This is a genomic window from Ktedonobacteraceae bacterium, from assembly GCA_035653615.1.
In the GTDB taxonomy this organism is placed as follows: Bacteria; Chloroflexota; Ktedonobacteria; order Ktedonobacterales; family Ktedonobacteraceae; genus DASRBN01.
In genome coordinates, this window is record DASRBN010000042.1 from 177,060 (window position 1) to 196,794 (window position 19,735).

General features: G+C 53.2%; 17 protein-coding genes. 9 read left to right on the plus strand and 8 right to left on the minus strand.

What is annotated here, in order from left to right:
- Window positions 1–267 precede the first annotated feature (267 nt).
- From VFA09_26250 to VFA09_26275, 6 genes are all read left to right on the plus strand, one after another.
- Window positions 268–1,470, plus strand: coding sequence for a YncE family protein (locus tag VFA09_26250; protein ID HZU70804.1), 1,203 nt, complete (start codon window positions 268–270; stop codon window positions 1,468–1,470).
- Window positions 1,471–1,600: 130 nt separating this feature from the next.
- On the plus strand, window positions 1,601–2,200 hold the full coding sequence (locus VFA09_26255) for a TlpA disulfide reductase family protein (protein ID HZU70805.1): 600 nt from the start codon (window positions 1,601–1,603) through the stop codon (window positions 2,198–2,200).
- Window positions 2,201–2,234: 34 nt separating this feature from the next.
- Window positions 2,235–2,711, plus strand: coding sequence for a flavin reductase family protein (locus tag VFA09_26260; protein ID HZU70806.1), 477 nt, complete (start codon window positions 2,235–2,237; stop codon window positions 2,709–2,711).
- Between the two features lie 36 nt (window positions 2,712–2,747).
- Window positions 2,748–3,368 carry an HIT family protein gene (locus tag VFA09_26265; GenBank protein ID HZU70807.1) on the plus strand — a complete coding sequence of 207 codons (621 nt, stop codon included), beginning with the start codon at window positions 2,748–2,750 and terminating at the stop codon, window positions 3,366–3,368.
- Between the two features lie 186 nt (window positions 3,369–3,554).
- Entirely contained in the window at window positions 3,555–4,433 is an 879-nt protein-coding gene (locus VFA09_26270; GenBank protein ID HZU70808.1) for an alpha/beta hydrolase, read from the plus strand.
- Window positions 4,434–4,436: 3 nt separating this feature from the next.
- Window positions 4,437–5,297 carry a 3-hydroxybutyryl-CoA dehydrogenase gene (locus VFA09_26275; protein HZU70809.1) on the plus strand — a complete coding sequence of 287 codons (861 nt, stop codon included), beginning with the start codon at window positions 4,437–4,439 and terminating at the stop codon, window positions 5,295–5,297.
- An 85-nt stretch (window positions 5,298–5,382) separates the two neighbouring features.
- Here the strand turns inward: VFA09_26275 and VFA09_26280 are convergent, their stop codons facing one another.
- Both VFA09_26280 and VFA09_26285 read right to left on the minus strand, forming a co-directional pair.
- Entirely contained in the window at window positions 5,383–6,951 is a 1,569-nt protein-coding gene (locus VFA09_26280; GenBank protein HZU70810.1) for an NAD(P)/FAD-dependent oxidoreductase, read from the minus strand.
- Between the two features lie 207 nt (window positions 6,952–7,158).
- Window positions 7,159–7,332, minus strand: a complete 174-nt coding sequence (locus VFA09_26285) for a hypothetical protein (protein ID HZU70811.1) — start codon at window positions 7,330–7,332, stop codon at window positions 7,159–7,161.
- Between the two features lie 168 nt (window positions 7,333–7,500).
- On the opposite strand from VFA09_26285, the gene VFA09_26290 reads away from it, so the two are divergent.
- Window positions 7,501–8,796, plus strand: coding sequence for an MFS transporter (locus VFA09_26290; GenBank protein ID HZU70812.1), 1,296 nt, complete (start codon window positions 7,501–7,503; stop codon window positions 8,794–8,796).
- A 23-nt stretch (window positions 8,797–8,819) separates the two neighbouring features.
- On the opposite strand, the gene VFA09_26295 is transcribed toward VFA09_26290, so the two are convergent.
- The gene (locus VFA09_26295; protein ID HZU70813.1) at window positions 8,820–9,986 is read right to left on the minus strand and encodes a saccharopine dehydrogenase C-terminal domain-containing protein; all 1,167 of its coding nucleotides are present in this window, start codon (window positions 9,984–9,986) and stop codon (window positions 8,820–8,822) included.
- A gap of 308 nt (window positions 9,987–10,294) precedes the next feature.
- Between VFA09_26295 and VFA09_26300 the strand changes: the two genes are divergently transcribed.
- Window positions 10,295–11,761, plus strand: a complete 1,467-nt coding sequence (locus VFA09_26300) for a sialidase family protein (protein HZU70814.1) — start codon at window positions 10,295–10,297, stop codon at window positions 11,759–11,761.
- Between the two features lie 144 nt (window positions 11,762–11,905).
- Here the strand turns inward: VFA09_26300 and VFA09_26305 are convergent, their stop codons facing one another.
- The gene (locus VFA09_26305; GenBank protein ID HZU70815.1) at window positions 11,906–12,793 is read right to left on the minus strand and encodes a hypothetical protein; all 888 of its coding nucleotides are present in this window, start codon (window positions 12,791–12,793) and stop codon (window positions 11,906–11,908) included.
- 75 nt (window positions 12,794–12,868) lie between these two features.
- Between VFA09_26305 and VFA09_26310 the strand changes: the two genes are divergently transcribed.
- On the plus strand, window positions 12,869–13,795 hold the full coding sequence (locus VFA09_26310) for an amidohydrolase family protein (protein HZU70816.1): 927 nt from the start codon (window positions 12,869–12,871) through the stop codon (window positions 13,793–13,795).
- Window positions 13,796–13,965: 170 nt separating this feature from the next.
- Here VFA09_26310 and VFA09_26315 read toward each other — a convergent pair whose 3' ends face one another.
- The 4 genes from VFA09_26315 to VFA09_26330 form a co-directional block, all read right to left on the minus strand.
- Entirely contained in the window at window positions 13,966–14,289 is a 324-nt protein-coding gene (locus VFA09_26315; GenBank protein HZU70817.1) for an antibiotic biosynthesis monooxygenase, read from the minus strand.
- Window positions 14,290–14,320: 31 nt separating this feature from the next.
- Window positions 14,321–15,391, minus strand: a complete 1,071-nt coding sequence (locus VFA09_26320; GenBank protein ID HZU70818.1) for a class I SAM-dependent methyltransferase — start codon at window positions 15,389–15,391, stop codon at window positions 14,321–14,323.
- A 111-nt stretch (window positions 15,392–15,502) separates the two neighbouring features.
- Entirely contained in the window at window positions 15,503–16,354 is an 852-nt protein-coding gene (locus VFA09_26325; protein HZU70819.1) for a sulfurtransferase, read from the minus strand.
- 244 nt (window positions 16,355–16,598) lie between these two features.
- Complete coding sequence (locus tag VFA09_26330) at window positions 16,599–19,628, minus strand: AAA family ATPase (protein HZU70820.1); 3,030 nt, start codon at window positions 19,626–19,628, stop codon at window positions 16,599–16,601.
- Window positions 19,629–19,735 lie beyond the last annotated feature (107 nt).

Consider the following 19,735-nt stretch of genomic DNA (forward strand, 5'->3'; position numbering starts at 1 on the left):
GTATACCATAAGCAAACCATAAAATGAAGTGTTTATGACTTTTTGTTCCCTAAAAGTTATAAGTTGCCCACAAAAAAAGCATTCTTCAGCCGCCTTCAGAGCATCATTGCGAAAGTTGTGATTACTCTATAATGCACAGAGTGAGATACTCCCAATCCCCTTGCCTCTGATGAACCCTACTGGGTATACTTTGAGGCATGGAAAAGTTTAAAAGTTCCCATACAATTTTCCAGGCTTTCTCTGTACTTGCGGAAGGGATGTTGTGAATTGATTGCTATCGTGCGTATCTTCTATCTTTGTTCCCTATCGATGCTTCTTTTATTTGTAGGGGTATCCGCCTCAGCAGCTCATGCAGATGGCGGAGCCCCTCAACTGGCCTATGTTGCCGGAACAGCCCGGGGTATTAGCATTATCGATATAGCGCAGCGGCGTATAACCGGGTCAATAGCGCTGGCAGGTGACCCGCACACTGTTTTGCTCAGCCCAGACGGCTCTATGCTCTATGTTTCTCAACCATCGCTGGGTCGGGTTGCGGTGATCGAAACGCAAACAAAGAAGATTCGCTGCATCGCCAACCTTCCCGGCCAGCCATCGCTGCTGGCACTGAGCCTGGATGCAACGGTTCTCTACGCGGCAGGCCAGGGAGATACGAGTGCGCGTGCCATTAATCCGGCAACCTGTGCTATTGAGCATACTTTCGAGACGCAGCAACCTGTTTATGGTTTGGCAGTCGCGGCATCGACCGCCCCTAACGCAACTCCTTCAACACCCAATCAACTCTGGATTACCGGAACCACATCGCTGACGGTCTACGAGGTCAATGGCCACCTGCTGGGTTCCATGCCTATTGCCGGCGGTCCGCAAAATATTTCCATCCCCGGCGGCTTTACTGCTTACGTCACGACACGCCAGGGAACAGTCGTCGCGATTGATCTCTATACACGTAAGGTAATCGGCACGCTCCTCACCGGTGGAACTTTCGGTTCGATGGATTATAACGCTATCACGGGCGAGGTTTACGTGCCTGATGAGCAGCACAATCGGCTGGATGTCCTGGTTCCTGTCACATTGGGTACAACCCCGATACCGCACAAACCAGCCCGTATCATCCCTCTAAGCGGTTCCCCATTGTCAGTCGCCATCACCAATGATGGACAGCTAGGATTCGCGGCGCTTTCTAACGGTCAGGTAATCATGCTCGACATTCCTGGACGAAGCACTGTTGCCAGTATCGCAGTCGGTGGAACTCCGCATTTCATCATTACCGGCCTCTATCCCCCGGCAAGTGGTTCTACCGCTACGATAGAGCATACGAGTTCTTCCTCGTCGCCGGCTTTGCCCATGAATATTTACCTTTTCATCGTTGTGATCGTGCTTGTGGTGGTGCTTGCATTCACTACATTCTGGTTCCTCCGGCGTCTCCACCAGAAGCGGTATACTGGCAGCCATGCTTTGCGCAAGCGTCTTTAACATCTTTTCCAGCACAAGCTGAGGAAGTGAGAAGCCAATGAGCTTGACATAGCCTGATGCCTGCACAATAATGGTGTTGGATTGCTACTGATCCGGATGAGATGGCATATCTGCAGAAATGGACTCTTACATGGCTGAACTTGCTGAAAGTACTCCCATTCAAGGGCAAGTACAGAAGAATAAGCGCCAGCGCAGAATAATTATATTTAGCGTAGTGAGCCTGATAAACCTGGGCTTACTTGCGTTTCTTGTGACACAATTGCTGACACCAGCATCACAGGCTCCCTCAGACCCCCTTATCGGCCATCCTGCACCGAATTTTTCACTGGCGATACTCAGTTCTAATCCTCACAAGGAGATGATTTCGCTCTCAAATTATAAGGGTAGGCCGGTTGTCTTAAACTTCTGGGCCTCGTGGTGCGACCCTTGCCAGCAGGAAGCACCGCTACTGGAGAATGCCTGGAAACAGGCACAGGGGCAGGGAAAAGACCTGGTCATCCTGGGAGTTGACTTTCAGGAGCCTACAAAAGACGGCCTCAACTTCTTGCAGCGTTATAACATCACCTACCCGACGGTTGAGGATGCCGATGGGTCTGTAACCAGCAAGTACGATGTAGCAGGTTTACCGGCTACTATATTCATCAATCGCGACGGGGTGGTTGCGGGCACAGTTCGACAGCAGCTAACCAGCCAGGCTTTATCGAGCAATCTGAAGCTGGTTATGTCGTAGAAGAAATAAGAATATCATTGAAAGGTAATATTCAATGGATGCGAACCTTAAAAAGCAAGTCTTACGTACCTTCACCTACGGCCTGTACGCGGTATCATGCGCGAATGAGGGTGAAGTGAACATATTTACGGCCAACTGGTTGACGCAGGTATCTTTCGACCCACCCTTGATAGCCGTTTCCGTTGAGAACGACTCGAAGTCACTGGGCATGATCCTGCGCAGCCGCGTTTTCACAATAAACGTATATCGTGCTGGCGAGAGGGAGCTGGCAGGCAAACTGGGGAAATCGGCCATTCAACATCCTGACAAGCTCAATGGAGTTGAGTTTACGCTGGGAGCAAACGGCTGCCCTATCCTGCATGATGCCCTGGCGTGGGTCGCATGTGAAGTACGCCATACTGCTCCTGCCGGCGATTCAACCCTCATCGTCGCCGAGGTAGTGGATGTGGGAATGCAGGGCGAAGGGTCAGCTTTGACCATGTCTGAGGCAGGTTTTCGTCATGCCGGGTAGATTTCTACTGCCTGCTAGATCTCAGGTGACTCATTTATGAACTGCGCCTTTTGCCAGCGTGAGGATATTTCCCACATATTCAAAGAGACTCCGCATTTTTTCCTGGCCGCCGATCATGCTCCTCTGGTTGAGGGGCATCTGCTTATCATCCCGAAACATCACTATACCTGCTACGGTGATGTTCCGGCAGTACTTGATGATGAGTTGTTTGCCTTAAAGCACGAGGTGCAGGAGTTTTTTACTCGATATTATGCTCCGCCAGTCTTCTGGGAACATGGCATCTTCCGGCAAACCGTCTTTCACGCCCACTTGCATTGTTTCCCCTGGGGATCGACAGGCTATGATCTCTCCGAAGGATTACACTCCAGGATCGTAAGTTCCCAGGAAGACGTGCGCCAATGGTACCTTTCCCAGGGTCATTACTTCTATATGGAGGATAGCTCGGCAGCGCTTCTATTCGAGCCTGAAATGGAGCGTTACCTGAGCATCATCAAGAGCGTATTCCGGCGCGGCATTGCCGCGCGTGGTGGTTCCGCTGAATGGCGTTCACCACAGCAACGCTATGAAGAAGGTGTTCCGCTCATCCAGGCAGTTATAGAGAAGTGGCAGGTATTCCAGGAGGGCTCGGATTTCGTTAATGAGGCTGCTACGTCCTGAATATCTGCTCACAATCCTCCCCAACTTCTTAATGCTGCCATATGAGCCTTAAGAGGATTCTGGGGTCACCGGTCACATGTGCCTGTGTTATAATCCTCCTATAGACTATTTGTTGCTCTCCACGGTCGCCTTTGGGCGTCAATCCCTTTCCAGGGCCGGATGATCGCAGACTAGAAGGAGCGGGCGGTGTTAACAAAACCAATACACGATGAATATATCGTCGCTGGAGATTTAACCTTTCATTATGTCCAGTGGGGGGAAAAGGGTAAGCCACTCATCTGCGTGCATGGCATTACGGCGAATGCATACTGCTTCCAGGCACTTGCCGATGGGCTGGCAAACGATCACCAGGTCTTTGCCTATGACCTGCGTGGGAGAGGAGATAGCGATAAGCCCGAAAGCGGCTACAGCATTTCCATACATGCGGCGGACCTGGCGGCTATAATCGATGAGTTGGGGTTAGACCATCCTGTCATCATCGGACATTCCCTGGGAGCATTTATAGCGCTCTATTTTGCCGCACACTATCCTGGGAAGCTGAGTAAACTTGTGCTGATCGATGCAGGAGCTCCGCTACCCTGGAATACAGTAGAAGAGCAACCGGCCTGGCTTACCGCGTCGATTGCCCGGCTCGGCGTTCCCGTCGCCTCGTTTGACGAATTTACTCAGCGCCTGAAGGTAGCGCCGTTCCTTGGGCCTTATTGGAACGACTACATCGAGACGTATTTTGAACACGACGTTTATCGCCACAGCGATGGATCGGTTGTCTCTAAAGGCTCCCGGCAAGCGATCCTGGAGGAGCAGCGTAACCAGCAGCAATTCAAGCCTGAGGAGCAATGGGCAAAGGTGAAAGTGCCAACGCTTCTGCTGCGCGCAGGTCTAGGGCTGTTTACTGAGAGCGATCAGCTACTCCCCGAGGCCTCAGCTGCCGCTATTCAGCGTGGCATTAAAAATTGTAAGTATGTGAATTTCCCGAAGCTGAATCACTATACCATTATTTTCGGCGTATCCGGTGGTCCTGCTCGGGCGATTCGTGAGTTTGTTGATGGAGATAAGGAGCAATAGACTATGGCTATAAGAAAAGTCGGAGTCGTAGGCTGCGGTCTCATGGGAGCCGGAATTGCGCAAACCTGCGCGCAATCCGGCTATGAAACCGTTGTGCGCGAGGTAAACCAGCAGCTTCTCGACAAGGGGATGGCTCGTATTAAAGGCGCCTGGGAGATGATGGCCGGCAAGGGCAAGATCACGCAGGGACAGGCGGAAGAGAATCTTGCTCGCCTGCATGGCACGCTTGACCTGGCGGATTTCTCCGATTGCGACCTGGTCATCGAGGCGGTGATCGAGAATATGGAAGAGAAGTTACGCCTCTTTCCAGCGCTCGATAATATTCTTAAGCCCGAAGCCCTCATTCTCACCAACACTTCATCCTTGAACATCACCCAGATGGGCGCGGTGACGAAAAGGCCGGATAAAGTCTGCGGGCTGCATTTCTTCAATCCGGCTCCCGTAATGAAGCTGGTGGAGATTGTGCGCACCATTTCTACCTCGGACGAAACCATTGAAACAGTTAGAGCATTCGCAATTTCGCTCGGCAAGACTCCTGTACTGGCGAAGGATACGGCCGGTTTTATCGTCAACTTCCTGTTGATCCCCTATCTACTGGCAGCGGTCCGCATGTTGGAAAACGGACAGGCCTCACGAGATGATATTGACACGGCAATGAAGCTGGGCTGCGGCTATCCCATGGGGCCATTCACGCTGCTTGATTACGTTGGGCTTGATACGACGTTGTGGGCAGCCGAGGCTATTTACGAGGAATACAAGGATCCGCTCTACGCGCCACCGCCGCTGCTCAGGCGCATGGTGCAATCAGGTATGTACGGCAGGAAGAGCGGCCAGGGCTTTTACGACTATCGAACGAGCATGTAAAAGAGAATAGATGTAAGTTTTGGATGCGCAATACGGCGGCTCATCAAAGATGCCGCCGTATTGCATTCCGGCTGGATATGCCCTTTCATGCTTTAGTAGTCACATGTTGAGGAACCAATGTGTAATGCTTAGCGTCGAAATGGCGCGTCCGGTGCCGGAACTCAAAGGTAAAGCCAGGCCAGAGCGTCGTATTGCGGCCATGCGCGTCGAGGTACCAGCTTGCGCACCCCGAAGTCCATACAGTACCCTGCATGCGCCGCTGTATCTCATTTTCGAACGCCTGCTGAGTTTCAGGTTGTACCTCGATAGCTCCCAACTTCTTCCTATCCATGGTACGCAAACAATCCAGAATATACTTCAGCTGCGACTCGATCATATAGACCATACTGTTATGGCCAAGCCCGGTATTTGGACCGATGAGCAAGAAGAAGTTGGGAAAACCTGAAACAGCCGTACCCAGATAGGCACTCAAACCTTTCTCCCATCGTTGAGCAAGTGATTGACCCCCACGACCATAAATATACTGGTGGAGAGGCGCGTCGGTCACGTGAAAGCCTGTCGCACAGATAATCGCGTCGACCTCATGCTCCCTACCGTCCCCGGTCACGATACTATGTTCCCTCACCTCGCAGATCCGATCAGTAACTACCTCAACATTGGGCTGCCCAACCGCCGGATAAAAATCATCAGATAACAGGACACGTTTGCAACCCATGATATAGTTTGGAGTGAGCTTCGCCCTCAGTTCAGGGTCCGCTACCTGCCTTTCCAGGTGACGCTTCGCCAGCTGCATGGCATTTTTGATCAATGCCGGGCGGTAGACAAATCCTACCGCCAGCAGTTCGTGCTGCCAGTACATTTTGGCACGCACGAAGCGCTGCGCAAGCGGCAGCACTCGATACAACTTGCGATGCCTATCAGGAATTGCACGATCCAGGCGCGGCACAATCCAGGGTGGTGTGCGCATAAACAGAGAGAGCTGTTCCACTTTGGGCTGGATGTGTGGCACAAATTGGATGGATGACGCGCCCGTCCCAATTATAGCTACACGCTTTCCCCTAAGGTCGTAGTCGTGTTTCCATTGTGCCGAGTGGAAAAGCGTACCCGCGAAATTAGTGATGCCTGAGATAGGTGGAAGCGAGGGCTCACTGAGCGGACCGTTGCCCAGGACAAGAATATCGGCAAGTAGTTGACCCTGTAAAGTTTCAATATGCCAGCATTGCTCATCCTCTTTCCAGGTGGCACTCAACAATTCGCAGTTCCACCGGATGTGGGGAAGAATGCCGTAGCGCCTCGCGCAGTCTCGCAAGTACTTCCAGATTTCCGGCTGCGGCGAGTATGTGCGCGTCCAATTGGGATTGAGCGCGAAGGAGAACGAGTACAGGTGCGAGGGAATGTCGCAGGCGCATCCAGGGTACGTATTATCGCGCCACGTTCCGCCAATATCTGCTGCCTTCTCGATCACCACAAAATCTTCCTGGCCTTGCTGCTTAAGCTTGATCGCCATCCCCAGTCCTGAGAATCCCGTTCCCAATATGGCTATACGAACATGTTGGAGCGGCATGTGATCATCAGCCGAGTCATCTGATATACCAGTAGCATGATGGCTATAAGAAGTGAGATGGCTTCCACTGGCTGCAAAATCCCAGAACATACTTGCTATCTCCGGTATTCTAGCTGGTTATACGGATGTTGATAAGCATTATACCATGAACGGCCCTGAGCTTGCGCGTGGATCCATGCCAACTGAGAAAAGCAGAACCTTGCGTGCCAGAAAACGGTCAATTGTAAGATGCCGAGCGGAGAGAGGAAACGACGCTTGACAGCCAGAAACGCCCTGTGATAAAGTGAACACATCTTTTCAAAAAGCAAATAGCAAGTATACCACAGCAAATATATCGATGAAGCAAGGGTGAAGCGCTGACAACTCCTCCAACAAATCTTCATTGTCAGCGTTCTTGCTCATCGTACGAATGTGTTTTCGCCCCATGTGGCGCACGGCGAGGAGAGAGAGCAACAAGAGAAGCTCTGCCATAGCCCATTCTTTTTGGGGCAAAAACCATTTCTTGTCCGTGAAGACCATTCGTAAACAGGTGTGCAGCGTATCTACCGCGCGAGAAAGCTGGGACTTGTTTGAAAAGATTCATGCTCCTCCTTCACATGTGGAGGAGGATAGAATTTTTTACAAAGGTAGAACACTTCCATGAACAAATCAGCTGGTCCTACAAACACGTCTGTAGGACGCACGTCTCTCGTGCTTCTCCTCGTTATCGCACTTTTGAATACGATAGGTATCACGATCATTGTCCCTATTGTTCCGTTTCTCACGCTACGGTACCTGGCTGATCCGAATAATCTCGCGGCTATTGTGGGATGGCTGTTCGCAGCCTATGGGATCTGCCAGTTGATCGCCGCGCCAGGTTTAGGCGTGCTTTCCGACCGTTTTGGGCGACGCCCCATGCTCTTCATCTGTCTACTTGGTTCCGTGTTTGGCTATCTTATCTTGGGCCTGGGCGGTGCGCTCTGGTTGCTCTTCCTCGGACGCATCATCGATGGCTTGACAGGCGGCAACATCAGTATCTTGTTTGGCTATGTCGCTGATATCACGGAACCAAAGGACCGTGGCAAGTACTTCGGCATGCTCGGTGCTGCGGCAGGGGTCGGTTCTCTCATTGGCCCTGCTGTTGGTGGACTGCTGGCAACGATCAACTACAGTGCCCCATTTCTTGCCGCCGCTGGCCTTCTCCTGCTTACCCTCGTCTGGGGGTATTTCTGGTTGCCAGAGAGTTTGGAGAAAGAACACCGCATCACCTCGATTGCTGTAAGCGAACTCAATCCCTTGAAACAACTGGTGTCCATGTTTCGTTGGGCAAACTTGCGCTGGTTACTGCTGGCCTGGTTCTTCTATGCTTTCCCAGTAGGCATGTTGCAAGCGACGCTTACGGTCTTGATGAAAGACAGCCTTGGCTTCAATGTCACGCAGGCCAGTCTCGTGATCACCTTACTCGGCGCGGTAGACATTCTCGTCCAGGGTGTACTGGTTAGCTGGTTGCTTTCCAGGCTGGGAAATATCCGGCTCGGTCTCATCGCTTTAGTGCTGGTCGGCATCAGCTATCTTGTACTCGGTTCCATCGCGTTTCTCGCCGCACCAATTCTCTTGCTTGCCGGTATTATCCTTTTCGCAGGGTCGGGGAGCCTTGTTGAAAATGCTCTGCGAGGTCTCATTTCTGAAACGGTTGGACGGCGCGAACAAGGTCGTGTGAGTGGAACGACGCAATCGTTGCAATCGCTTGGATGGATTGTCGGACCCCTTCTTGGCGGTTTCATCTATACCGCCTGGGGGCATTTTCAAGTCTATGCCTCAGCTTCGTTCATTATTGTCCTCGCCATTGTGTGTGTATGGATCGCTCTTCCTCTTGTTCAGAGGCACCAGGCGAAAAAGCAAACGCCTGGTGCCTCTGAACAAGAGGCCGCATTGCTCCCGAATGAAGAGAACTGAAAAAATTTTCCTTTACAATAGTGCTAGGAAACCTGCAAATCAAATCCCCTTTTGCGCAGCTCCTCCACAAACCTTGACCCGGGAATCGCAAGTTCGACGGGAACTGCGCCACGTGGTGTCTGGCCACGAACCACAAAACCCGCCATAATTGCGGCATGCCAGCCCGTTGTCCGTTCCATAGCCGTGAAGCCTGTCGATTCGTCATAGTAATCGAGCAGATCAATAACTATCTCCTTTTCCTGCCCATTCTTGAGACCACGTGCAAGCACGCGCACTATGACCATATCACGGTCGTCTGGGCGAGCAAGAAGCTGGGATTCCAGAAGCGCATGAAGCACGTGTCTTGGCACAACAGGCACACCATCCACCATCACCGGATCGAGTCCGATCAGACCAGCGTCATTGAAGGTCTTCCACTGAGCATAGTGTCCGGGCCAGCGCAGGGTTTTGTTTTGCAGTGTGCGCAGTTTTCCGGCATAGGTCCAGGGCATCGTACTCGTACCCCCGGCAGTGGTGAAAGCCTCGAGCTGACCGATGGGCGCAGGAAAGTCGAGCAGTTCGTACTCTTCAAAGCAGGGCATTTCAATCTGCTTGCCATCTCTCAAGAAGAGCGTTGTACCAAAGTACTCGTTGGTAAGTCCTTCGATATTGAAAGTCAGGATATAGTTCCAGGGCGGGCGGGGATGCTGCGGAATGCCCCCATCGTACATGATGATATCACGCGGCTCATCAAAAAGCGTCATCGCGTAGGCACAGAGCGATGTGCCTAATCCGGGAACCTGCCCGCAATCAGGAATCAGTGTGATGCCGGCAGATCTGGCTTCGGCGTCGAGCGCCAGTTGCTGTCTCACCTGAGCGGTATTGCCACCAAAATCGCACATGCTGGCACGAGCGCGAATAGCAGCCTGAGCCAGATTCAGGTTATAGAAATAAGGCACTCCCGAAATGAACGCTTCAATTCCAGCATCCCTTAATAAGCGCACAACCGCATCCTCATCCCTCACCTCTACCTGCATGGGAGCAGCTATCTGCTTACCCACCAGCTGATTCACGCGAGTGGAGGCACGTTGGGCCTGCGCAAGAGATTGATCTGCCAGCAATATCTCTCCGGCATCTCCAAAACGAGCAAGGTCGTAAGCGGCAGCCGTGCCCTGCCGGCCTGACCCTATAATAGCGTAGCGATAACCCATGATTTCTTATGCTCCCATTCTGGCTTACAAATCGCGGTCTTAGAAGGCTCTATATCTTATTATAGCCTGTTGTCTCATCAAGAAGGCAGCTTTTCGGGTTTTCTATATATTTCATGGCTATATGAAATGATTGAATTTATAAATCTCTGTCTTAAGATTAAGAATTTGTAACAGATTTTTTCAATATTACGTGATCTAAATAGTTAACCTTTTGGAGATGTAGGCTCCTGAGAAAGTGGTCTACTATCCAAGCAAACTCCCGTTGGACATGTTTTTTAGCAGGTGACGAATCACAAGGAGGTTCGATCATGAGACGTTTATTTCTACGCTTTGCCCACGGGATAGCCATATCCCTGCTGGTAGCAACCACATTGTTATTCTTTTCAACATCCAGTGTAGGAGCAGCGGGCTTCGCATTCAGTACGTTTGAGTTGAGCAGTACACCGGGAGTAGTTTGCCCGCAGAAAAAAGGCACCAGTTGTACCAATACCGCGGCTGAACCTGCCATCCGCGCCGACAAGACCGGGCATTTCTATGCCTCATCAGAGAACGGGCTGGGCGCAGGTACGGATGCCTGGAGAGGATCCAATAACGGGTTGCACTACACGGCCCTCCAGTCTCCCGATTCTGTCTCCAACAACAATGGTAACGGCTTTGCTCCAGGTGGTGGCGATACTGACCTGGCAGTGGCACCGGCCAAGAACTCGCAAGGAAACTACAACGTCTACGTTGCCAGTCTCAACCTTGCCAATGTTGACGTGAGTACCAGCACCGATAAAGGTCAGACATGGAGCCTTAATCCGACCAGCGCTACCATTCCGGGTGATGATCGCGAATGGATTGCCGCCGACCAGGCCTCCAAGGTCTGCATCTCGTACCACGATGTAGCGACCTTCAATATCGATGTGGACTGTAGCTTCGATGCAGGAAAGACATTCACCCAGCTAGGCGAAGCATTTGACACCAACCATGTATGGCTTGCACAAAACAACGAGATCGGGAATCTGGTCATTGATCCAACGAACCACTACATCTATCAGACCTTTAGCGGTATTGCTAACGCTAACGAAGTTACCTGCTCGCAACAGGGAACCTGCGGATATCACGTGGTCTGGGTCGCTGTCTCGACAGATGGTGGTAAGACGTTCACAGACAACATGGTGTATAACAACCCCGATATCACCGTCAGCTATGGACACCAGTTCGTGAACCTGAGCATTGACAAGGCAGGCAACCTCTATTCCGTGTACTGCGACAACCACAACATCTACTACAGTTATTCGACCGACCACGGCACTACCTGGTCCGCACCGGTTCAGGTCAATAGCGATCCATCCGCGACGGCAATCTTTCCCTGGAGCGTTGCGAACAATGCCGGGCACCTCGATATCGTGTGGTATGGCACCTCATATTATGATGGGATCAATCCGCCCGATAACTATCCGATGAGCGCCGCCTGGTATGTCTTCTTCGCCCAGAATCTTAGCGCGACTACACCCGGCAGTGGTTTTACGCAGGTTCAGGCCACGCCAATTGTCCATTACGGAGGTGTTTGCGAAAGCGGCATTTCTTGCACAGGTAATCGCGACCTCTATGACGATTTTGGAGTAGCTGCCAATCCGAAAACAGGGATGGCCTCCATCGTTTACAGCGATGACCAGTACATTAACGATCAGAAAGATCCGCCCTCGTCTGGATGTACTCAGAGTACAAGTAACACTGCATCTTGTGACCATACATCCATTGCTGCCCAGACTTCTGGCCCGGGCATCTAAGGATTTTATCAAAGCACAGGACGGCTTTCTGTCAATCTCATTGCCCATAAATTGACAGGAAGTCTTCCTCGCTAATTGGAAGAGGGCGGCTCAGACTTCAATATATTTGCCTGAGCCGCCCTCTATTGCAACCTGATAAAAACGCTACTCCTCTTTTACTTCTTCGACCTGGGCTGTTTTATCCTGAGCAACGTGTTCCGAAGCTATAGGCAAGGGAGTGTGCATATCTGTATTCATCGCGCTCTGTATCTGAGCCTGATTACTGGGATGGGCGCGTTCTAAGGGAAGATGCTGGTGATGATACAGCCGGTTTGAGAGCAAGGCATTGTTCGCCGTCATTGCCACCTGCATTGATTCAATAATACGCTCAAGATGTTCAATACCGTGCAGGACCTCCTGAATGTTCGTCATGCTGCCGTTGTACGATTGAGGACGGGACTGGCTGTGCAAAAACTCGTCACGCAGGTTATGCAGGCGCACCGAGAGATATTGTTCCAGGTTCTTAACCGTTCGCTGCACCGAATCGCTGAGAATCGCGAAGCGCTCATCAAGAGCTTTGCCGATCACATCCATCAAATCTTCCCAGGGGAGATCAGTCTGGACCTCAATGGCCTCCAACTGCGGCTGTGACGCCCCTGCCGGCAGTTCTGATTCGTCGAGCGATTGCACCGATAACTGCTGGACAAGCAACTGCTCAATCCCAAGCAGTTGGGCCGCCAGCATGCGATCCACGCTGTTTTCAAATTGCTGCTCTCTCTGTTCCGCATCCTGGCTAATGATCTCGGCAAGCGATCTTTGCTGCGTTCTGAATTTTTCATTCAGGACCGCATCTACGACATTCTGGTATTCAGATACCTTCTGCGCCAGTTTACGTATCGTGTCTTGCTGGACGGCAAGAATGCGCTGCTCAATATCGTGGCGAAATTCATCAACACGCTCATCTATAATACGTTCCGTCTCTCTCAGCTGTGCCGCCAATCTCTGCTCGAGAATATCATGGAAGGACTGTAGTTCATCTTCGGTGAATGACATGGAAATGCTCCTTGCTCTGTCGCCTCACAGTGCTGTATTATGAACAAGTATAGAGTCGCTTTAATGAACGTGTCAATGCATCAGATATTTCACGCCCAACATGGCTATTGGAGGATGATTATGCCGCGTGCCATCGACTTTCACGTGCATCTGCCCACGACAGAGTTCATGCAGATCACGCTTGGCCCCTACGCTCAGGCCGCCGAACGATATTTTCGTACCGAAGTAAAACTCAAAGATATTGAGCAATTGGCCGCCGATTATGCTGAAGTGGATATGATCGGTGTCCTGCTGGCCTGGGATGCTGAGACCGCGACAGGATTGCCACCCCTGGGCAATGATTATGTCGCGAAAATTGTGCAGCGCTATCCACAGCAATTCATCGGCTTTGCCAGCGTCGACCCACACAAGGGCAAGGCAGCTGTCAAGGAAATGGAGCGCGCTATTCAAGAGCTAGGATTGGCAGGCGCTAAATTCCATCCAGGGGTTCAGGCATTTTATCCCAATGATCCCACTTTCTACCCACTGATGGAAAAGATTCAAGAACTGGGAGTACCCGCGCTTTTCCATACCGGCACAAATGGCCTGGGAGCAGGCACACCCGGTGGCATGGGCATCAAGCTGGATTACACGCGGCCAATTTACCTGGATTCCCTGGCCGCCGATTTTCCCGGCCTGACTATTATTGGCGCTCATCCTTCCTGGCCCTGGCACGAGGAAATGCTGGCCGCTATGCAGCACAAAACCAATATTTACAACGACCTGTCCGGCTGGTCGCCCAAATACATCCCCGAAACGCTATTGCGCGAGGCGGCCACTCGTTTGCAAGATCGCTTCCTGTTCGGCTCGGATTATCCATTTATTACGCCGCAGCGGTGGTTGAAGGACTTCGAGGCGGTGAAGATCGAGTTCAAGCCGGAGGTGCGGGAGAAACTGTTCTGGAGGAATGGGCAAAAGTTGCTGGCGCATACGGCCGTTGGGCAGATGCATTTCGCCTGGTAATATAGTTGGAATATAGCCCTCCTTCGTTCGGTCCTCAGGCGCTCTTGCTTGCTACCGCTCTTCTTGTCGCAATCCATCAAACAATACGCCGCTCATCAATAGCCAGGCGGGATGAACGAGGACACACCCTGCTCACTTAACTTGACCAGGGTGTGTCCTCGCGAACTTACTTATCTTTGTACTGGCCGTTGCCGCGCATACATGATATCGATTTCGCCATCGTGCCATTCTGGTTCGCCTTCGAGCAGCGGCAGCCACCGGCTAAAGCGAGCATCCTGCTCAGGCCTCTGTGCGTTCGCCCAATATGCCTCTTTGCTCTCGAATACCGCAGCCAGAAAGAAGTCGTTCGGATCTGCATCCGTGCGATAGACGTAGCTTGCCACGAACCCCGCTACCTGTCCGCTTTCAAACGGATACGCCTGCTCTTGAAGGAGCTGCCTGAACTGGTCTTCCCTCCCTGGTTTGATGCGCAAACGCGCGATCGTTCCGTACATGTTCGTCTCCTTTTATAAGCTCCGGTACCAACTACAACGTGACCTCGTAGAGGCTATTGAAAGGATTTTCCATCGGCACTCGCTGCACCTTGCTGAAACCCGCTTCTAAGCACAATGCTCGTACTTTTGACTCTGGCATCCCCATCGTCCCCAGACCTTCTCCGTGCTCAGCCAGTGATGAGGTCATGCAGTAGAGGACGCTGAAGCCGTACAGGAAACTCCCCAGTGGTCCCGCATTCTGCTCCAGTGTTTCCGCCGCATTGATTTCGAGACACACATACCGGCCATCGGGTCGTAAGGCAGCACGAATCGACTTCAATAGCTCTCGTGGCTTTGCTGAATCGTGAATGACATCAAAGGTGGTAATGATGTCGTACTGTTCGGGAAGTCCCTGCGAAGCGTCCAATTGTTCGAATCGAACTCGCTCTGTCACGCCGGCCTGCTGCGCCAGTAGCCCGGCGCGCTCAATTGATGGGCCATACACGTCGTATCCTACGAAGTGGGAATTGGGATACGCCTGTGCAAGCTTCACGATAGCGCGCCCGCGACCACAGCCAATGTCGGCAAGTGTAGTCCCTCGTTCCAGTCTCGCATGCACTTCGGGCATTAATGGCATCCAGACGGGAATGAGTAAACTTTCGAACCAGGTATTAGTGAAGCGTTCCTGCCCGTCCCACGTGATCTCGTCGTAGGCCGCCTGGGGAACGCCGCCCCCATCCCGAAAGGCCTGGATGATGAGTTCAATTTGCCTTGCTAGCGCCGTGACCCACTGGTGGATGCCACCAAAGAACATGGGGCCGCTTTCCTGGACGAGGACCGGACTATGCACTGCTGGAAGCGCGAAACGTGAACTTGCCGGATCATGGGTGATATAGCCGGCACTCGTCATGGCACATAGCCATTCTCGGACATAGCGCTCATCGGTGTGGGTGCGCTGCGCCAATTCTGCGCTGGTCGCGGGGCCTTCAGCGAGATTTCTAAAAAGCCCCAGACGATCACCGATGCTTGCCATGATGGTCGTCGTCAAACCATTCGTGTCACTGAGTACCTTGCCGAGGAACGCCTCGGTCCTGGCCTGATCAGTTGTCGTATACGTTGTCATGTCTTTTCCCTCCATCATTTTTGAGATGAATACATTGAGTAACTATTTTCCAACTCCTGTTCATTTCACAGCTTCTGTTGCCTGCCAATCGGTCTTCCCGGCCTGCGGGCCTCAGGCCTCGATCGGCGTTTGTGGCTGTGTACCCCACTGCGCCCACGATCCATCGTAGACACGGACATCGGGATAGCCCAGCAGATACCGCAGGACCGTCGCTGCCTCGCTAGCGCGGGCACCGATGGTACAATAGGTCACGATGCCGCGCGAAGCCGCCACACCTCGCTCCTGGAAGAGTTGCCGAAGCTCTGCCGCGCTCTTGAAGGCACCATCGGCGGTATGCAACAGATCGATGTGTAGATGGACAGCGCCAGGGATGTGACCGGGGCGACCGGCACCTGCCGTGGCACCTGATGGCCAGAAGCGCTCTCCAACGAATTCGGCCTGCGAACGCACATCGAGGATGAGAGGGTCTCCACTCCCCAGGGATGCTTGCAGCGCATCCAGCGACATGAGTTGGGTAACCTCGGCGTCAGACAGTGTGTAGGTGGACGGAACAGGTTCAGGATGAGTCGTCGTCCAGGGCAAACCGGCCTCGCGCCATTCTTGCCGCGTTCCATTCAGCACCAGTGCGCGCTCGTGCCCGTAGGCCTTCGCCAGCCAGAATCCCAGATAGGGGCCATAGCCATAAAAAACGATGATGGTATCGGGTGTAAAGCCGGACCGGCGCAGCAGCTCTTCAAACTCACTCCGCTTCAACGGACGGTAATCCTCCGCATGATGGAGGTCGGTGTAGGCGTTCCAGAGAATGGCTCCCGGGATATGACCTTGCTCATATGCCGCCCGGCTGACATCCACCTCGACCACGCACACATCTGGGTCGTCGAGGTGCTCCGCAAGCCAGGTCGGTTGCGCAAACACACCCGCAAGCGCCGCACCGTCGGCCAGCATAGAAAGGGTATCTGTCAACGTGTTTCTCCTTGCATCAACTTCTATAAACAGTATCGGTTGGTAGACGGGAGGAATCCTTCTTGATTCCGCTCGTTGACAGTAGTGTACTTAGAAAGCGCGCACATTCCATCGGGGAAAACACAGAGGTTTTTGGATGAACTGCCCGGAGACTGAAGGAGAAGACCTCAGAGAAAAGGTCTTACTGGGAGGTATGAAAAGAGGCATATCACTCTTGCTTCTGCGTGATTTCACCCAGTTTTGTTCATCGTGTTTGTTTGACAAGCCCTACTTCAACGGCCCACACCGCAATTTGGGCCCGGGAGGAAAAGGCGAGCTTAGATAAGATGGCGCCGACATGGGTCTCGACAGTGCGGTAGCTAACGACCAGCTGTTCGGCTATCTCACGATTCGATTTTCCTTTCGCAATCAGCGTCGCCACTTCGCGCTCGCGCTCGGTTAATCCTCCAAATGCTTGCTTGGCGGCACGGCGAGGCGAGGAGGTCACATGGGTGTGTGGCAGTAGAGCTCCAGCGGCCTGGAAGAACTGCTTCTGCATGTGTGCGTCTGGTATGTTCGCTGCAAGTTCCTCGATGATCGCACGGGCAGTCGAAAATACCTGTTCTGCTTCGGCCTCTCGTGATTGGGTTTGATAGAGCGTGCCGAGCGTCACGCAAATGCCCCACAGCAAGGGCCTGGCCCCCTGTGCCATCGTCATCTCTTTGGCGCTTCGCAGCGCCGTTTCTGCTTCTGCTGTCCGGTGGAGCGCGATCAGCGCCTTGCCACGTAATTTCGAGAGACGTGGAATGCCCCGTTGTTCAGAGATGTTTGCCGCGGACGCGCTCAATCGATCCGTGATCTGCAAGGCTAGTTCTGGATCGCTTCGGGCAAGCGCGAGTTCTGCATACGCACACCAGGCCATGCGCTGCCCCATTGTCTGAGCGGGAGCATCCCTACCGAACTCAGTATTGAGGAGGGCTTCTGCCTGGGCAAGCTCGCCGCGCAAAATCAGGGCTGACGCAAGGCTTCCGGCAGCGGTGTTGATCCAATGTTTTGAGCTAATCTCATGCGAGAGCCGCAGAGCTTGCTTCAGATGATGCTGGGCTATGAGCGGGGAAAGAAGATCGAGGTAGAGCGCTCCCATCGCCCAGTGTGCGGCGATCATCCACTGGCGATGTTCAAGTTCTTCTGCGATTAAGAGGCTCTGCTGTAAGGCATCCAACGCGCGGCGGTACTCACCTTGCGCGCTCAAACAGAGTCCCAACTGGTAAAGCGCATAGGCCTCGCCGGGACGCTGGCCGATGTCACGAGCGATCTTGAGCGCCATCTCAACGTCGGGCAGCAGCTCTGCGAGAATAGCCGCGCCTGCAACCATCGTATTGCTGATGGAAACGGCGCCGCGGAGTGTCAGCGAGGCCAGGCTGGAAGTGAGGCCAACCCTATCGTCCAGCTGGTGAAAGAGCGCGACCGCCTGTTCATAATACCTCGTGCCCTGCACCAGGTCGCCGCCCAGGTAACTCGCCATGCCCAGCAAATCAAGCGTCTCAGCAATGCCGTGTTGGTCGTTGAGTTGCTGGAAAATGGCCAGGGCCTCCTGGTGGCACCGGAGCGCCTCGAGCGGCTCTTCCACATTGAGATGCCAGTTCCCTACCCGGTTCAGACTGCGTGCGAGCATAGCTGGCTGGCCCATTGCCTGTGCGTGTTCATAGGCGCGCTGGAAAAATGCGCTTGTTTGGGTGTAGTCGCGTTCCGCCCACAGCGCGCCCAAATCAAGGAGGCTCTGCCACTCCACGACAGCATCCTGGGCAGTATGGGCAGCATTCAGGGCCTGCTCATAATCGCTACGCGCATGCTCAAAGTCGCCCAGTAGTTCATACGCCTGTCCGCGTGCCCGGTAGGTTGCCGGTGAGGGTAGAACCCCCAGGTGATGGGCGGCATCCAACGCCCGCGTAAAGTGTTCGATAGCCGCCCATAACGAATAGAGATGTTGTGCCTTTTCTCCTGCGCGATGAGTATAAAAGAGCGCCTTCTCCCACAGGCCGGCCTCGTAAAAATGGTAGGCCAGTTCCGCCACGTGGGTCTCGGCTGGCGCGTAGAGGCGCTCCATCGTTTCGGCAATCGTGCCGTGCAGCTTCTTGCGTTCGCGCACCAGCAGTTCTGCATACACAGCTTCGCGCGTCAACGCATGACGAAAGGCAAACCGCTCCTCTGATTCTTCGACGACCAGCTGAGCCGACATGAGCTCTTTCATGAGGGTGAGCAACTGCTGTTCATCGTGTTGCGTCAACTGCTGGAGGAGCGCAAAATCGAAGCGACGCCCGGCGACCGCTGCCAGGCGTAACACCTGCCTGGCGGAATCGCTCAACCCATGCGTACGCAGATGTAATGCATCGTGCAGGCTGCGCGGGATATGCAGCTCATTGAGCGGCCTGCGATTCCAGGTGCCATCTTCGTAAAAGATCTCTCCCGCTGTAACCAGTGATTTGAGTATCTCCTCGACGAAAAAAGGATTCCCTTCTGTGAGCGTATATAACCGGTCTGGAAGCTCTAACTGCCGTGAGTGGGGGAGCGCGAAGATGGCGCGCAGCATCGTGTCGAGATCACCGCGTGATAGGCCCACAAGCATCAACTCCTGGGCCAGCCGCTCACGATCAAACTGCGCCAACCAGTGGCTGAGAGTGGAACCAATCTCCTCACTGCGATAGGTCACCACGAGCAGTAATGGATGAGCGGCACAGCGCCTTGCCAGGTAATGGAGCCACTCCAGGCTGGTATTGTCACCCCAGTGTACATCCTCGATGACTAACAGGAGCGGTTGCTTGGCCGCCAATCCGGTGAACCAGCGTGTCAGTGCTTCAAAAAGGCGACGTTTCTCTTGTTCTGGTTCAAGCCGGGAAAGTGGAGACAGGGGAGCCGCATCGGGCAGTCGATGAACCAGATCAGGGATGAGTTGAGCGAACTCGCGCACAAATGGTCCTAACTCCCTGGCGACCTCAGTTTCGGTCTGGCCAGCAAAATGCGTTCTTAGCAGGTCGAGGAGAGGAGCATATGGGCAAGAAGTATCCCCTGGAAAGCAATTTCCCCGTAGAAATCTAAAGCCCTGTGCAAGAGCATAGTTTTTCGCCTCAGCCATCAGGCACGATTTACCAATCCCTGCCTCGCCACTGAGCAGCACGACACGTGAGTGCCCACCCGCGACCTCGTCTACAATGGAATGGAGGGTGGTAAGTTCGATCGCGCGACCGACAACGGTTGGACAAACCAAAGGCTTGTTCATCACCGGTAGCTCACTCATAACCTTAATCCTGGCAGTTGCAAAAACCGGGCGTTTTCCCTCACCTCAGCAGTTAAAAGTCTCTTACACTTGCACTCCCTGGTACTGCTAAGCTATCTTAGCGGCAG

Excerpts from the sequence above, each read along its gene's own strand:
- VFA09_26290 (HZU70812.1), top strand. The coding sequence starts at position 7,501 with ATGAACAAATCAGCTGGTCCTACAAACACGTCTGTAGGACGCACGTCT.
- VFA09_26305 (HZU70815.1), bottom strand. The coding sequence starts at position 12,793 with ATGTCATTCACCGAAGATGAACTACAGTCCTTCCATGATATTCTCGAG.
- VFA09_26310 (HZU70816.1), top strand. The coding sequence starts at position 12,869 with ATGCATCAGATATTTCACGCCCAACATGGCTATTGGAGGATGATTATG.
- VFA09_26330 (HZU70820.1), bottom strand. The coding sequence starts at position 19,628 with ATGAGTGAGCTACCGGTGATGAACAAGCCTTTGGTTTGTCCAACCGTT.
- VFA09_26275 (HZU70809.1), top strand. The coding sequence starts at position 4,437 with ATGGCTATAAGAAAAGTCGGAGTCGTAGGCTGCGGTCTCATGGGAGCC.
- VFA09_26285 (HZU70811.1), bottom strand. The coding sequence starts at position 7,332 with ATGGCAGAGCTTCTCTTGTTGCTCTCTCTCCTCGCCGTGCGCCACATG.
- VFA09_26265 (HZU70807.1), top strand. The coding sequence starts at position 2,748 with ATGAACTGCGCCTTTTGCCAGCGTGAGGATATTTCCCACATATTCAAA.
- VFA09_26280 (HZU70810.1), bottom strand. The coding sequence starts at position 6,951 with ATGTTCTGGGATTTTGCAGCCAGTGGAAGCCATCTCACTTCTTATAGC.
- VFA09_26300 (HZU70814.1), top strand. The coding sequence starts at position 10,295 with ATGAGACGTTTATTTCTACGCTTTGCCCACGGGATAGCCATATCCCTG.
- VFA09_26255 (HZU70805.1), top strand. The coding sequence starts at position 1,601 with ATGGCTGAACTTGCTGAAAGTACTCCCATTCAAGGGCAAGTACAGAAG.
- VFA09_26295 (HZU70813.1), bottom strand. The coding sequence starts at position 9,986 with ATGGGTTATCGCTACGCTATTATAGGGTCAGGCCGGCAGGGCACGGCT.
- VFA09_26315 (HZU70817.1), bottom strand. The coding sequence starts at position 14,289 with ATGTACGGAACGATCGCGCGTTTGCGCATCAAACCAGGGAGGGAAGAC.
- VFA09_26320 (HZU70818.1), bottom strand. The coding sequence starts at position 15,391 with ATGACAACGTATACGACAACTGATCAGGCCAGGACCGAGGCGTTCCTC.
- VFA09_26260 (HZU70806.1), top strand. The coding sequence starts at position 2,235 with ATGGATGCGAACCTTAAAAAGCAAGTCTTACGTACCTTCACCTACGGC.